This is a genomic window from Litorivita sp. NS0012-18, assembly GCF_040371945.1.
Lineage (GTDB): Bacteria > Pseudomonadota > Alphaproteobacteria > Rhodobacterales > Rhodobacteraceae > Litorivita.
This window is the reverse complement of record NZ_BAABWS010000001.1, coordinates 281015-295791: the sequence shown is the minus strand read 5'-3', so window position 1 is coordinate 295791 and position 14777 is coordinate 281015. Positions and strand designations below refer to the sequence as shown.

Below are 14777 nucleotides of genomic sequence, written 5' to 3'. Positions count from 1 at the left end.
CCGAGGCCCTTACGAGGCGTGATCGTAGGCGCGTTCGCCATGCACGATGAGGTCGAGGCCGGAGGTTTCGGTCTCTGCATCGACGCGCAGGGGGGTGACCAGACCGACCAGTTTGATCAAGACATAGGTCACGACAATGGTGAAGGCGCCGACGATGGCCAATGCGCCAAGCTGCGCCGCCCAAGAGCCGATGCCGAAGGCGGCAATCATGATGGTGCCAAAGATACCGCCAACGCCGTGGACCGCAAAGACGTCCAATGTGTCGTCGATCTTGAGCTTGTTGCGGATCAGGTTTACCGCCTCTTGGCACAAGACGCCCGCGACGGCGCCGATGATCAAGGCTTCAACAGGGCCGACATAACCCGATGCGGGGGTGATCGAGGCAAGGCCCGCAATGGTGCCGGTCACGAGGCCCACGAGCGAGGCTTTGCCGAATTTGATCTTTTCCCAGATCGCCCAAGTCAGCGAGGCCGTGGCCGCCGAAATATGCGTGACGGTGATGGCCATCGCCGCGCCGCCGTCTGCGGCCAATTGCGAGCCGCCGTTAAAGCCGAACCAGCCGACCCAAAGCATCGCCGCGCCGATCATCACAAAGCCGGGCGAATGGGGCGGTTTGGAGTGGTCGCGGCGCGGGCCAAGGCAGACGGCGATCAGCAGCGCCGCCAGACCCGCGGTTTCGTGGACCACGATGCCGCCGGCGAAATCCTTGACGCCGGTTTCGCCGAAAATACCGCCATCGGCCAAAAATCCGCCGCCCCAAATCCAATGGGTCACGGGCGCATAGCACAAAAGCATCCAAAGCGCCGAGAACAGCAGCACAAAGCCAAAACCGATCCGTTCGACATAGGCACCGACGATGAGCGCGGGGGTGATAATCGCAAAGGTCATCTGGAAGGCAAAGAACAGCACTTCGGGCAGGTTGCCCGAGAGCGTATCGGCATCAATTCCGCTCAGGAACATCTTGCCAAGCCCGCCCCAATAGGCATTGCCCTCACCAAAGGCGATGGAATAGCCAAAGGCGAACCACAGCACGCTCATCAAGCAGGCAATCGCATAGCAATGCATAAAGACGCTGAGCACGTTGCGGGCGCGCACCAGCCCGCCGTAAAACAGGGCAAGCCCTGGCAATGTCATGAACAGCACAAGGGCTGTTGCGACCATAATCCACGCGGTATCTGCGGCGTTCATCTGTCCCTCCGATAGTAGATGTCATTTTGTTTTGCGCGCTCAAACCGTTTTTGCGGCGGCGCGAAAAGGGGCAATCGGGGAATTGGGCGCTATTTATTTAAGCAAATTGCAAATTGCCTTAATGTTGGGCGCTTATTTTGGTCGCTTGCCTACAATTTACGCGCCGAGCAAACTTGAGGCCGTCATGCCTATGGCTCGCCTGTTTCGAGCGCTTCGATCAAGAGCATTAGCGCATTTTGCACCGAGAACTGTCGCACCTCATGGCGGCCAAGCGGGCCGAAATCGGTTGTCTCGCTGTGGGTTGGTGCGCCGGTTTGGGCCAGCGCAAAGCACACGCGCCCTTCGGGTTTATGTTCGCTGCCGCCCGGTCCGGCGATGCCAGTGATCGCCACGGCAAGATCGGCTTTGGAACGCGCCAAAGCCCCCGCCGCCATCTCGCGCGCCGCCTCTTCGGAGACCGCGCCATGGGCCTCCAGCGTGGCGGCCTCAACCCCGAGCATCTCTTGTTTGGCAGCATTGGAATAGGTCAAAAACCCGCGGTCAAACACGGCCGAGGATCCGGCTATATCGGTGATTGCCGCGCCCACCATACCGCCGGTGCAGCTTTCGGCCGTGGCGACTTTTTGGCCGCGGGCGGTCGCGGCTTTCAACAGGCGGGCGGCAAGCTCTTGAGCAATCATCAGATCAATACCCCATGTGCAATGGCGGCCAGAGCCGCGGTGACGAGCGCGGCAAATACGCCTGCGATCACATCGTCGAGCATCACGCCAAGCGCATCGCCGCGCCGGTCGGCCCATCCGATCGGCCCCCATTTGGTAATATCAAACAGCCGGAACAGCAAGAACGCCGCGATCCACCCTGGATAGAGTTTGAGGATATCCACACCGGCGAATTGCGCGCCATAGGAAATGGTGAAAAGCGCGATCCACTGGCCGACCACCTCGTCCACCACGATTTCGGAGGGATCGTGATCCGCCGCGCCGCGGGTTTCGCGCGCCGTGGCCCACCATCCGGCGGCAAAGACCACGGCCGTGGCAACCACCAATCCGCCAAAACCGCTCAGCGTGTGAATGGCCCAAGCCAAGGGCAGCGCGGCCAGCGATCCCCATGTGCCGGGCGCGGGGCGCAGATGCCCGACAAAAGCGGCGGTGGCGATCAGGTGGCTCAAAGGCGTGGAATGGGGGGCGCGGGGGGCGGTCATTGCGGGGTCACCAATGTTGCTGTTGCGATGGAGGCGATACCTTCTTCGCGGCCGGTAAAGCCGAGCCGCTCGGAAGTGGTGGCTTTGACCGAGATGCGCGCGGCGTCGATTTGCAAAATCCGCGCCAACTCGGTTTGCATCGCCTCGGCATGGGGGCCGATTTTGGGTCGCTCGCAAATAAGAGTGCAGTCTATATTGCTGATCTCAAACCCTTTTTCGCGTGCCAAATTTCCGGCATGGGCCAAGAAAATCTCGCTCGCCGCGCCTTTCCATTGCGGATCGGAGGGCGGGAAATGGCGGCCGATGTCGCCCATGGCCAAGGCGCCGTAAATCGCATCGGTCACCGCATGCATGCCCACATCCGCATCCGAATGGCCCAAGAGCGCGCGGGTGTGGGGGATGCGCACACCGCAAAGGATGACGTGATCCCCATCGATAAAGCGGTGCACGTCATAGCCATTGCCAAGGCGGATATCAAAGGGGCGGGGGGCGGTCATGGCGGCTCCTGCGGGTTGGGGGTCGCGGCGGCTCAAAATGGCTTCGGCGCGGGCGAAATCTTCGGGGTGGGTGATTTTGATATTGTCGTCGCTGCCTTGGGTGATGGTCACGGCAATGCCTGCGGCGCGGGCGATCTCGACGTCATCGGCCGCATCGCCTGCGCTGTTTTGGTGTGCCTTGAGGATGGTATCAAAATCAAAGCCTTGCGGCGTTTGCGCGCGGTAAAGACCCGTGCGGTCGGCAAGGCCGGTCACGGCGCCGTTTTCGCCGCGCCAAAGCGCGTCGGTGACGGGCAGAGCGGGCGCGGCGGCGGGGCTGTGCCCGAGCGCGTCTAGGACCTCGCAAATCACCTGATCGCTCACGCAGGGGCGGGCCACATCATGGATCAATACGCGGCTGGGGCGCGATCTGTCGGGTAGGGCGGCCAGAGCCTCCAGCCCCAAGCGCACGGAGGCGGCGCGCGTCGCCCCGCCGGCACATACCGACAGGCCCTCGCGCGGGGCAATGCGGGTCAAATCATCGGGGTGCAGAACCAGTTGGATCATGTCGATGCCTTGATGGCCCTCAAAGCGCGCCAATGTGTGGTCAATCACCCGCGCGCCGTGCAGAGGTTGCCATTGTTTTGGCATCGCGCCGCCCGCCCGCGCGCCGCGTCCGGCGGCGACGATCAGGGCCGCGCAAGGAGGCGGGCGCGAGGGGGCTAGGGGGCTTGGCATCGGGCGTTTTGGCTCTCATAAGACTTTGCGCCTCTCCATAAGCGCTCGCGCCTCTGAGGGCAATCATCTGCGGTGCAGAGCTCCGTTGCTTAAATATTAGTCACATGCCAGATTGTAGAGCAGATTTGCGCGGGCGCGCCATTGTCGGTGCCCGATTCCTAGGGTAGCCAAAAAGGGACCGCCGCAAGACTGCACAAGGATTAAGCGCGTGACCCTCGACTTGGGAGATATGAAGATCACACCGCCGGTGCTTTTGGCACCGCTGGCGGGGATCACCGATCTGCCGTTCCGCTCGCTTGTGGCCTCTTTCGGGGCGGGGTTGGTCGTCTCGGAAATGGTGGCGAGCCAAGAGATGGTCCAAGGCAAACCGGGCGTGCGCGAGAAGGCAGAACTGGGCTTTGGCGTCGAGGGCACATCGGTGCAAATCGCGGGGCGCGAGGCCACATGGATGGCGCGCGCGGCGAAACAGATCGAAGATAACGGCGCGCGGGTGATCGATATCAACATGGGCTGCCCCGCCAAAAAGGTGGTGAACGGCTATTCCGGCTCGGCGCTGTTGCGCGATCTGGACCATGCTTTGCATTTGATCGAGGCGGTGGTCGAGGCGGTGGCGCTTCCCGTGACGCTCAAGACGCGGCTGGGGTGGGATGCGGATTTGATGAATGCGCCCGATCTGGCGAAGCGGGCCGAGGCTGCGGGCATTCGGATGATCACGATCCATGGCCGCACAAGATGCCAGTTCTACAAAGGCAGCGCCGATTGGGCCGCTATTCGCGCCGTCAAGGAAACGGTCGATATTCCGGTGATCGCCAATGGCGACATTGTTGATGCGGGTTCGGCGCGGGCGGCGCTTGCGGCCTCGGGGGCTGATGGGGTGATGATCGGGCGCGGCGCGCAGGGGCGGCCTTGGCTCTTGGCCGAAGTGGCCCACCAGATTTATGGCACGCCAGCACCGCGCAAGCCGCAAGGAAGTGCTCTTTCAGACATGATATCAGGACATTACGAGTCAATGCTCAGCTTTTACGGGGCCGATTTGGGCCTGCGCACCGCGCGCAAACATCTGGGGTGGTATATGGATGCGGCCAATACGCCCAAAGCCTTGCGCCGCGAGGTTCTGACCTGCCGCGACAGCAGCGAGGTGTTGCGTTTGATCCCGCTGGCCGTGGACGGCGCGCGAAAGGATGCGGCATGACAGCGCCGTCGAAGACTCAGGCCGATAGCGCAATTTGGGCCTCGCTTCCGGTGCCGGCGCTTTTGGTCGATCAAGATGACAAGATCATCGATATCAACCCTGCGGCCGAAGGGTTTTTGAACACCTCGGCCAAAAGCATCCACGGTGAACCGTTGTGGGACCGTCTGGCAATCGATGCGCAGATAGAGGAGGCCTTTGGCCGCGCGCGTGATCACAGCGCGCCGCTTTTCGTCAATGATGTGGATGTCGGCACCGGAGAGCGCGCACCGCTGCATTGTAATTTGCAGATCGCGCCGCTCAATGATGCGCCTGGGGTGATGATGTTCCTGATTTCTCCGCGCGAATTGGCGGGACGGATGACGCAAAACCATTCGGTGAAATCGGCCGCAAAATCAGCGATCGGCATGGCCGAGATGCTGGCCCACGAGATCAAGAACCCGCTGGCGGGGATCACTGGCGCGGCGCAGCTTTTGTCGATGGGGCTGAGCAAGGATGATCAGGAATTGACCGATCTCATCGTCGAGGAAACCCGCCGGATTGTCGGGCTTTTGGAGCAGGTGGAGCAATTTGGAAATCTCTCCAAGCCGCGGATGAAAGCGGTGAATGTGCATGATGTTTTGGACCGCGCGCGCCGCTCTGCCTTGCTTGGCTTTGGCGCCCATATGAAGATCGCCGAGGATTACGATCCGTCGCTGCCGCCGGCGGCGGGCGATCCGGATCAGCTTTTGCAAGTGGTGTTGAACCTTCTTAAGAACGCCTCGGAAGCCGCTGATAAGAAAGGCGGAAATATTCGCCTGCATACCTATTACGAGCATAGTTTCCGCCTGCGCCGCGCCGATGGCACCGGCGTCTCTTTGCCCTTGCAGATCGAGGTGATCGACGATGGTCCCGGATTGCCCAAAGAGATCGCGGGCGATATTTTCGACCCCTTCGTGTCGGGGCGCGAAAACGGCACCGGTTTGGGCCTCGCACTGGTGAGCAAGATCATCTCCGACCATGACGGATGGATTTCGGTCGATAGCATACCCAGCCGCACGATTTTCCGTATTTCTCTACCCCTTGCCCCCCGTAACTTTGAGGAGACCTCCTGATGGATGGCACCGTTCTTGTCGCGGATGACGACCGCACGATCCGCACCGTTTTGACCCAAGCGCTGACCCGCGCGGGATGTAAGGTGCATGCGACCTCCTCGCTGACCACCTTGATGCGCTGGGTGGCCGAGGGCAAAGGCGATGTGGTGATTTCCGATGTGATGATGCCCGATGGCAATGGTCTGGAGATGCTGCCGAAGATCGCCGAGGATCGTCCGGGCCTGCCGGTGATCGTCATTTCGGCGCAAAACACCATCATGACCGCCATTCAGGCCGCCGAGGCCGAGGCCTATGATTACCTGCCCAAACCGTTTGATTTGCCCGATCTGATGAAGCGCACGGCGCGGGCCTTGGAGGTGCGGCGCACCTCGGGGGCGCCCACCTCGCAAATCGAGGTGAAGGAGCGCCCTGACGAATTGCCGCTGGTCGGGCGTACCCCTGCGATGCAGGCGCTTTACCGGTTGGTCGCCAAGGTGATGAATACCGATCTGTCGGTTCTGATTTCGGGCGAAAGCGGCACGGGGAAATCTCTGATCGCGCGGGCGATCCATGATTTTTCGGACCGGCGCAATTTGCCCTTTGTCACCGCGACGGCGGCGGATCTGTCCGAGCTTGAAGGCCCTTCAAAGGTTTTGGCGCGCGCCAAGGGTGGGACGGTTTTGTTCGATGAAATCAGCGATATAGACGGCGAAGTTCAAGCGCGTATCGTGCGGATGATGGATGCGGGCGGCGATGCGACCCCGCGCTTTATGGCCACCAGTCAGAGCGATTTGAGCCGCGCTATGGATGACGGCAAGGTGCGTCAGGACCTGTTTTACCGTTTGTCGGGGGCCTCGATCCACGTGCCTGCGCTGCGCGAGCGGGTGGATGATATTCCGCTTCTGACCGAGCATTTTCTGGCCCGCGCAGAGCGTGACGGCTCTGCGGCGCGGCGCTTTGCCGATGGCGCGTTGGAACTGATGCGGGTCTATAGCTGGCCTGGGAATGTGCGCCAGCTCGAGAATGCGATCCGGCGTCTGGTTTTGACCGCGCGCACCGACGAGATCACGCGCAGCGAGGTCGAGGCGGTTTTGGGCAATCAGCCGGAATTGGAGCCTGCGCTTGGCGGCGCCGATACCGAAAAGCTCTCGGGCGCAGTGGCGCGGCATTTGCGCCGTTACTTCGATTTGCACGGCAATATGTTGCCACCGCCCGGCGTCTATGCACGGATTTTGCGCGAGGTCGAAATGCCTTTGATCGAGATCGCATTGGATGCAACCGGCGGAAATCAGGCTAAATGTGCCGATTTGCTCGGGATCAACCGCAATACTTTGCGCAAGAAGATCACAGACCTCGATATTCGCGTGACACGGCGCCGCAAGTTGATGTAAAAGGGCAACATAAGAGTGGCCCGAAGGCATTCCGCCTTTAGAGGACCACAAAATATGGCGGTTCGCTGAGCAGATTTCGCTGCATCCTGCGTGGGATGCTGTGGCCGATTTGTATCAGCACATCAGGAAGAGGGCAGCGCTTGGCTCCCCCGAAGCGGAAACAGACTTGGCTCAGGCTGCAACGTTTGCGGCGCCAGAAGCGCGTGCAAAATGCGGCGACTTTGGGTCTTGTGGTGCTCGGTCCCTTGCTGGCTCTGGCGACATTCTTGATCCTTGGCCCCTTGGATCAAGCCGCGACCTCTATCGGCTTGCGGCTGATTCTTCTGGCCGATCTGGTCTATGTGTTGGCGGTCGCGGCCTTGGTCTTGCAACGCGTGGCGCAGATGGTCGCCGCACGGCGCGCCCATTCGGCCGGATCGCGGCTCCACCTGCGCTTGACCGGCGTGTTTGTGCTGATGGCGCTGATCCCGACAGTGACCGTGGCGATTTTTGCGATGTTGACGGTGAATGTCGGGCTTGAGGGCTGGTTTTCCGAACGGGTGCGCCAAGTGGTCGGCTCGTCCTTGGCCGCCGCGCAGGCCTATGAGGACGAACATCGCCGCGATCTGGCCCAAGATGCGCGGGCTTTGGCGGGGTTTGTCGATGCCTCGCGCCGCGCACGCGGGTTTATGGCCGACGGGCAGGTGCGCGAGGTGCTCACCCAAGGCCAGTCGCAAATCCAGCGCGGCCTGCGCGAAGCCTATGTCATCGACAGCAGCGGCACGCTGCGCTCGCGCGGTGAGCGCTCCTATCTGTTTGATTTCGAAAAGCCGACTGCCGCGCAAATCGCCATGGCGCTCGATCAGGGGCTTTTGATCATTCCCGATTGGGATAACAATGAATTCAGGGCCTTAGTGCCGCTAGAGGCATTTGTAGACCGATTGGTCTATGTCAGTCGCACGGTCGATGGCGATATTTTGAACCTGCTTGACGAGACCCAAGAAACCGCGCGGCTTTACAAGCAGCTTGAAAGCGAGCGCGGGCGGGTCTTGTTCGAATTCGGACTGCTCTACTTGGGGTTCGCGGTGATCTTGATTTTGGCGGCGATCTGGCTCGGGCTTTGGTTCGCCGAGCGGCTGGCGCGGCCCGTCGGGCGGCTGACGTCGGCGGCGCAGCATGTCGGGACCGGCAATCTGGATGTGCAGGTCGTCGAAGAGGAGGGCGAGGACGAGATTGCCCAGCTTGGCCGCTATTTCAACCAGATGACCCGCCAACTCAAAGGCCAGCGCCAAGAGCTTTTGGACACCAATGAGCAGATCGAGCGCCGCCGCCGGATGTTCGATTCGGTGCTCAGCTCGGTGACCTCCGGCGTGGTCGGGCTTGATGCCAAGGGGCGCGTGGCCTTTGTGAACCGCTCCGCCGAGCGTTTGCTCGATTGGCACGAAGAACGTCAAAGCGTCGCCTTGGAAGTGGCGGTGCCGGAGTTCGGCGCGCTGTTCGAGCGGCTGCGCAGCAGCGGCCAAGAAGTGGTGCAAGAAGAGATCAAGGTCAGCCGCGCGGGGCGGCTTGAAAACCTTCTGGTGCGTATGTCGACGCGGCGCAGCGACGCGCAAAGGCTCGAAGGTTTCGTGGTCGCTTTTGACGATGTCACCGACTTGGTCGCGGCGCAGCGGATGGCGGCATGGGGCGATGTGGCGCGCCGGATCGCCCATGAAATCAAAAACCCTCTGACCCCGATCCAGCTTTCCGCAGAGCGGATCAAACGCAAGTTTTCGCGGCATCTGGACGAGGCGAACGCCGGTGATCTGGAACAGCTCACGGGCGTTATTGTGCGCCAAACCAATGACTTGCGGCGCATTGTTGACGAGTTTTCAAAATTCGCCCGTATGCCCGAGCCGCAAAGGCGCGAGGAAAATATCTCTTCGATCCTCAATGACGCGGTGTTGCTGCAACGCGCGGGGCAACCCGATGTGACGATTACCTTGGCGGGTGCGGACGCGGTGATGACTGCCGATCTTGATGCGACGATGATCCATCAGGCTTTGACCAATCTGATCAAAAACGCGGGCGAGGCGACCGAAAGCCTGATCGAGCGCGGCGTGCCCGATGGCTATGCGCCGCGCATCGAAATCACATTGGATCGCCATGGCCCGATGGCGGAAATTCGCATTGCCGACAACGGGATCGGATTGCCCGAAGATCGCGCGCGGCTTTTTGAGCCCTATGTCACGACCCGCGAGAAGGGCACCGGTCTTGGCCTGCCCATCGTGAAGAAAATCATCGAAGAGCATGGCGGCAGCCTTGCTTTGGAGACCGCGCCGCAATTTGAGGCGGCCAATCATGCGGGGGCAATGGCGGTGGTTCGCTTGCCTCTGACGCCCGAGGCTTTGCGGCCTGCGGCGGGCGGAGAAACAGACGTAAAAGAAACGGTATGAGGGACACATGAGCGATATTTTGATTGTGGACGACGAGCGCGATATTCGCGAATTGATCTCGGATATTCTTGAGGATGAAGGCTTTACCACGCGGTTGGCCGGCAATTCGGACGATTGCATGAAGGCGGTCGAGGATCAGCCGCCCAGCCTGATGATCCTCGATATCTGGCTCAAGGACAGCCAGATGGACGGGATCGACATTCTCAAAACGGTCAAACGCGATTATCCCGAGGTGCCGGTGGTGATCATTTCGGGCCATGGCAATATCGAAATCGCCGTGGCCGCGATCAAACAGGGCGCTTATGATTTCATCGAAAAACCCTTTAATATCGATCAGTTGCTGGTGGTGATCCGGCGCGCGATGGAAACCTCGCGCCTGCGCCGCGAGAACAGCGAACTCAAACGCAAGGATGTCGGGCCGACCGAAATGGTCGGGGCCTCGGTGCCCTTCAAAACCTTGATGAGCCAGCTTGATAAGGTGACCAAATCCAACGGGCGGGTGATGCTGACGGGGCCTGCGGGGGCGGGCAAAGAGGTTGCGGCGCGCTATATCCATGCCAATTCGGCCCGCGCTTCGGCGCCGTTCGTCACCGTGGGCTGTGCCTCGATCGAACCTGACGGGATGGAAGAGGCGCTCTTTGGCCGCGAAAGCAGCGAGAACGGCATCGAGCCAGGATTGTTGGAGCAAGCCAATGGCGGGGTGATCTATTTTGACGAAGTGGCTGATATGCCCTTGGGAACACAGTCAAAAATCCTGCGGGTTCTGGTCGATCAACAGTTTTTGCGCGTCGGCGGATCAAGCAAGGTGCGGGTCGATTTGCGGGTGATTTCCTCCACCAACCGCGATCTGGAAGCGGAAATCAAAGCCGAGCGCTTTCGCCAAGAGCTGTATCACCGGCTCAATGTCGTGCCGATTGCGGTGCCGTCCTTGGAAGAGCGGCGCGAGGATATTCCGGTTCTGGCCGAGCATTTCCTCGAAATGTTCAACAAAACCCAAGGCTTGCCGCTACGCAGCCTGAGCGAGGAAGCGGTCGCGATGTTGCAAACCGTGATCTGGCCCGGCAATGTGCGCCAGCTGCGCAATATGATGGAGCGGGTGTTGATTTTGGGCGATGGCAGCGGCCCGATCGAGGCGGCTGAACTGCCTAGCGATACGGGCGGTGGCGGCGGTGACGAGGGGCGGGTGATTTTGGCCGGCACTTTGGCGACGATGCCGCTGCGCGAAGCGCGCGAGGCTTTTGAACGCGAATATCTGTTGACGCAAATCAACCGGTTTGGCGGCAATATTTCGCGCACCGCGCAGTTCGTCGGGATGGAGCGCAGCGCCCTGCACCGCAAGCTCAAATCGCTCGGCGTGGTCACCTCGAACAAATCCGGCGCGCGGGTGGCGCATGTGGATGACGACGAGAGCGTGGAAGAAGCGAGCTAAACCCGTCATATGCACCACAAGATTTGGTTGGACCGTTTGGTCCAATCACAAAGCCTTGCATAAGGCCTTTACGGCGTGACAACTTCCCAACGATCTTGGACCTTAACGGCGCAGGATGCGGCGCTCAGCTCCGGTTGACGGCTCGGCACGGTGATCGGCCCGCTGCTGGTGCAGCGTTTCAACTCTACGGCGCGGTAGCCGCGGTTTTGCATACATTGCGCAGCCACTTGGGCGCGCAGCGGCGCGCTGCTGTCATATTGCTCGATCCGCGGCGGCGTCATGTATCCGGCGGTGCGGTAACATACGGCGGGGCCGCATACCCTGCGCCCGGGCACGTAATGGCCCGCGATGGTGCGGGTCATCGTGGTGACCGGCACTTTGGCCAGCGCCGAGACGGCGCAGTCCAGATCATCGCTGCGCAGCTTGGAAATCGGCACGCCGGTCTTGTGATAGACCTCGACCGGCAGGCAACCGGCGAGGGCGAGGGTCAATACGAGCGGCAAAAGGCGGGGTCGGAGCATGGCAAGCCTCGGGCGTTGGGCCGCAGATGGGCGCGGCATATGGCCCAATTTGCACAGGGCGCAAAGCAAAGACAATTGATTTGACGGGCATATTCGCATCTGTCATTTCGCGCAGCAAACCGCTAGCGTGGCGGGACATAGATGAACAAGCACGGGAACGGCTTTTATGAAGGTCATTATCTGCGGCGCGGGGCAGGTGGGGTGGCAAATCGCCCGCCATCTGTCCGGAGAGAACAACGACGTCACCGTGGTGGACAGCAATCCCGATCTGGTGCGCCGTGCGACCGATACCCTTGATGTGCAAGGGATTTCGGGGTTTGCCTCCTATCCTGATGTGCTTGACCGTGCGGGGGCGCGCGACGCCGATATGGTGATTGCCGCGACCTATTCGGACGAGGTGAATATGGTCACCTGTCAGGTCGCCCATTCGGTGTTTTCCGTGCCGCGCAAGGTGGCGCGTTTGCGCGCGCAAAGCTATCTGACGGCGATTTATTCGGATCTTTACCGGCGCGATCACATGCCGATCGACGTGGTGATCAGCCCCGAGCGCGAGGTGGCCGAGGCCGCTTTGCAACGTCTGGCCGCGCCGGCGGCTTTTGACACCGAAACCTTTTTGGGCGGCAAGGCGCAGCTCATGGGGATCACAATCGACGACGATTGCCCCGTGGTGAACACGCCGCTGCGGCAGTTGACCGATCTGTTCTCGACGCTGCGGGTGATCGTGGTGGGGGTGCGCCGCGACGGGCGGCTTTTCGCGCCCGCGCCCTCGGACCAGCTTTTTGTCGGGGACAATTGTTATATCTTCGCGCCCAATGAAGACGTGCCGCGGATGCTTGAGGTCTTCGGGAAAACTCTGAAAAAGCAAGAGCGTGTGGTGGTGATCGGCGGCGGGAACGTCGGGCTTGCGGTGGCCAAGGCATTGGAAAAGCGCACGCAGCGCATCCGCGTCAAGGTGATCGAGAAGAACCGCAAAATCGCCGAGCGCGCCGCCGAAGAATTGGAGCGCACGATTGTGCTTAATGGCGACGGGCTGGATGCGGCGCTGTTGGCCGAGGCGAATATCAACCGCGCCGATGCGGTGCTTTGCGTCACCGATGATGACAAGACCAATATGCTGGCCGCTGTGCGCGCCAAGGCCGAAGGCTGCCCGATGGCAATCGCCTTGATCAACGATCCGACATTGGTGCCGCTGTTGGGGCCGCTGGGGGTGGATGCCTATATCAACCCGCGCGCCACAACGGTCAGCTCGATCTTGCGCCACATCCGTCACGGGCGTGTGCGCGGCGTCTATTCGATCGGTGATGCCGAGGCCGAGGTGATCGAGGCCGAGGTGCTGTCGACTTCGCCGATCTCGGGCCGCACGATCCGCGACATCGGTTTCCCCGAAGGGGTGCTCGTCGCGGCGATCTTGAAGGACGGCAAGGTGACGAAACCCTTGGCCAACGTCAAAATCGACGAGGGCGATGTGATCGTCATGTTTGCAATGGCTGCGGATGTGCCGGAGGTCGAGCGGCTCTTGCAGGTCTCGATCGACTTTTTCTAGGCCAATGTTGTGATGACCCGCCTGACCCATTTGCCTTTGTTTTTGCTGCTCTTTGCGATTGCGGGGGCGGCGATGTATGCGCCTGCGATCTATGCGTTGCGTCTGGGAGAACACGCGCAGGCGCGGGCGTTTTTCTATGCCGGAACCTTGGGGCTGACCGCGTCGGGATTGATCGCCATCTCTTTGTCAGGGCGCAAACGCAATGCCAAAGGCGGGGTGGGCAACCTATCGGCGCTTCTGGCCGCATATATCGTCTTGCCGGCCTTCTTGGCCGTGCCCTTTCATGAGGCGCTTGGCACCACGTCGTTTTTGAACGCCTATTTCGAGATGGTCTCCTCTTTGACCACCACCGGCGCGACGCTCTTCTCCGATCCAGATCGCTTGCCTGCGGCCTTGCATTTGTGGCGCGCCGAAGTGGGTTGGCTCGGCGGGTTCTTGATCTGGGTGGCGGCGGCGGCGGTGTTGGCGCCGCTGAATTTGGGCGGTTTCGAGGTGACTTCCTTTGCCGAACCGGGGCAGGGTGACGTCGCCGAGGAGCGCCAATCCTATACCGACCCCGCGCTGCGCCTGCTGCGCTCTGCGGCGCAGCTCTTGCCGGTCTATGTCGGATTGACGCTGGTGCTTTGGATTTTGTTGATGATCACCGGCGATCGCGCTTTTGTGGCGCTTTGCCATGCGATGTCGACCATGGCGACCAGCGGCATCTCGCCCGTGGGCGGCCTGTCTCCGGCGGCGGTGGGCGATGCGGGGCTGCCGCTGTCCATGGGCAGCGGCACCACCTCCGGCATTGCGGGCGAAATGGTGATTTTTCTGTTTCTTCTCTTTGCCTTGTCGCGGCTGACCTTTTCGTCGGACAGCACCACAGGGCAGCGTCAAAGCCTGCGCTATGACCCCGAGTTTCGCATCGGCATCATGTTGGTGTTGGGCGTGCCGCTGCTTTTGTTCATGCGCCATTTCATCGCGAGTTTCGATCTTGTTGCGGGCACGGGCGGCATGGAGGCCCTGCATGCGCTGTGGGGCGGGGTGTTTACCGTGTTGTCCTTCTTGTCGACCACGGGCTTTGTCTCGGCCGATTGGGATACGGCGCAGGCTTGGTCGGGGCTGCCGACGACGGGGTTGATTTTGCTCGGCCTTGCGCTTGTGGGGGGCGGGGTGGCGACCACGGCGGGCGGGGTTAAATTGCTGCGCGTCTATGTGCTCTATCTCAACGGGCTGCGGGAGATGGAAAAACTGGTCCATCCGCATTCGGTCGGCGGCAAGGGCGCACAGAGCCGCCGCATCCGGCGCAAAGGCGCCTATGTGGCTTGGATATTCTTCATGCTCTTTGCGCTGTCCTTGTCTTTGGTGATTGTGGTTCTGGCCGGTTTTGGCGCCGATTTCGAACAGGCAACGGTTCTGGCCATTGCGGCGCTGAGCACCACGGGGCCCTTGATCGGCATCGCCTCTGACGTGCCGATCATCTTGGCCGATCTGAGCAGCGGGGCCAAATTGGTGCTTGGGGCGGCTATGGTCTTGGGGCGGCTGGAAACCCTCGCGATTGTGGCTCTGGTCTCGCCGTCGGTGTGGCGCAACTGACGCGCATCGCCGCTGCGCGCTGCGCGGCTTGCATTTTGG

At 61.2% G+C, this 14777-nt stretch carries 12 protein-coding genes; 7 read left to right on the top strand and 5 right to left on the bottom strand.

The window, feature by feature from the left end; translation table 11 throughout:
• Positions 1–9: 9 nt before the first annotated feature.
• The 4 genes from ABWV64_RS01415 to ABWV64_RS01400 form a co-directional block, all read right to left on the bottom strand.
• Positions 10–1188, bottom strand: coding sequence for an ammonium transporter (locus ABWV64_RS01415; RefSeq protein WP_353342479.1), 1179 nt, complete (start codon positions 1186–1188; stop codon positions 10–12).
• A 188-nt stretch (positions 1189–1376) separates the two neighbouring features.
• Positions 1377–1868 carry a CinA family protein gene (locus tag ABWV64_RS01410; protein WP_353342478.1) on the bottom strand — a complete coding sequence of 164 codons (492 nt, stop codon included), beginning with the start codon at positions 1866–1868 and terminating at the stop codon, positions 1377–1379.
• A complete protein-coding gene (locus tag ABWV64_RS01405) occupies positions 1868–2389 on the bottom strand; it encodes a phosphatidylglycerophosphatase A family protein (RefSeq protein WP_353342477.1) in 522 nt (173 codons plus the stop codon). The genes ABWV64_RS01410 and ABWV64_RS01405 overlap by 1 nt, the downstream gene beginning before the upstream one ends.
• Positions 2386–3603, bottom strand: a complete 1218-nt coding sequence (locus tag ABWV64_RS01400) for a bifunctional 2-C-methyl-D-erythritol 4-phosphate cytidylyltransferase/2-C-methyl-D-erythritol 2,4-cyclodiphosphate synthase (RefSeq protein WP_353342476.1) — start codon at positions 3601–3603, stop codon at positions 2386–2388. Before ABWV64_RS01400 ends, ABWV64_RS01405 begins: the two co-directional genes overlap by 4 nt.
• Positions 3604–3811: 208 nt before the next feature.
• Between ABWV64_RS01400 and dusB the strand changes: the two genes are divergently transcribed.
• The 5 genes from dusB (at position 3812) to ntrX (ending at position 11099) form a co-directional block, all read left to right on the top strand.
• Positions 3812–4795 carry a tRNA dihydrouridine synthase DusB gene (dusB, locus tag ABWV64_RS01395; protein ID WP_502902586.1) on the top strand — a complete coding sequence of 328 codons (984 nt, stop codon included), beginning with the start codon at positions 3812–3814 and terminating at the stop codon, positions 4793–4795.
• A complete protein-coding gene (locus ABWV64_RS01390) occupies positions 4792–5886 on the top strand; it encodes a two-component system sensor histidine kinase NtrB (protein WP_353342474.1) in 1095 nt (364 codons plus the stop codon). Before dusB ends, ABWV64_RS01390 begins: the two co-directional genes overlap by 4 nt.
• Positions 5886–7256, top strand: a complete 1371-nt coding sequence (locus ABWV64_RS01385) for a response regulator (protein ID WP_353342472.1) — start codon at positions 5886–5888, stop codon at positions 7254–7256. Before ABWV64_RS01390 ends, ABWV64_RS01385 begins: the two co-directional genes overlap by 1 nt.
• 95 nt (positions 7257–7351) lie before the next feature.
• A complete protein-coding gene (locus tag ABWV64_RS01380; protein WP_502902585.1) occupies positions 7352–9670 on the top strand; it encodes a sensor histidine kinase NtrY-like in 2319 nt (772 codons plus the stop codon).
• 7 nt (positions 9671–9677) lie between these two features.
• Positions 9678–11099, top strand: a complete 1422-nt coding sequence (gene ntrX, locus ABWV64_RS01375; protein WP_353342471.1) for a nitrogen assimilation response regulator NtrX — start codon at positions 9678–9680, stop codon at positions 11097–11099.
• 68 nt (positions 11100–11167) lie between these two features.
• On the opposite strand, the gene ABWV64_RS01370 is transcribed toward ntrX, so the two are convergent.
• Complete coding sequence (locus tag ABWV64_RS01370; RefSeq protein ID WP_353342470.1) at positions 11168–11620, bottom strand: hypothetical protein; 453 nt, start codon at positions 11618–11620, stop codon at positions 11168–11170.
• Positions 11621–11786: 166 nt separating this feature from the next.
• Between ABWV64_RS01370 and trkA the strand changes: the two genes are divergently transcribed.
• The gene (gene trkA / locus ABWV64_RS01365) at positions 11787–13163 is read left to right on the top strand and encodes a Trk system potassium transporter TrkA (protein WP_353342469.1); all 1377 of its coding nucleotides are present in this window, start codon (positions 11787–11789) and stop codon (positions 13161–13163) included.
• A 12-nt stretch (positions 13164–13175) separates the two neighbouring features.
• The gene (locus ABWV64_RS01360) at positions 13176–14738 is read left to right on the top strand and encodes a TrkH family potassium uptake protein (protein ID WP_353342468.1); all 1563 of its coding nucleotides are present in this window, start codon (positions 13176–13178) and stop codon (positions 14736–14738) included.
• Positions 14739–14777: the final 39 nt, after the last annotated feature.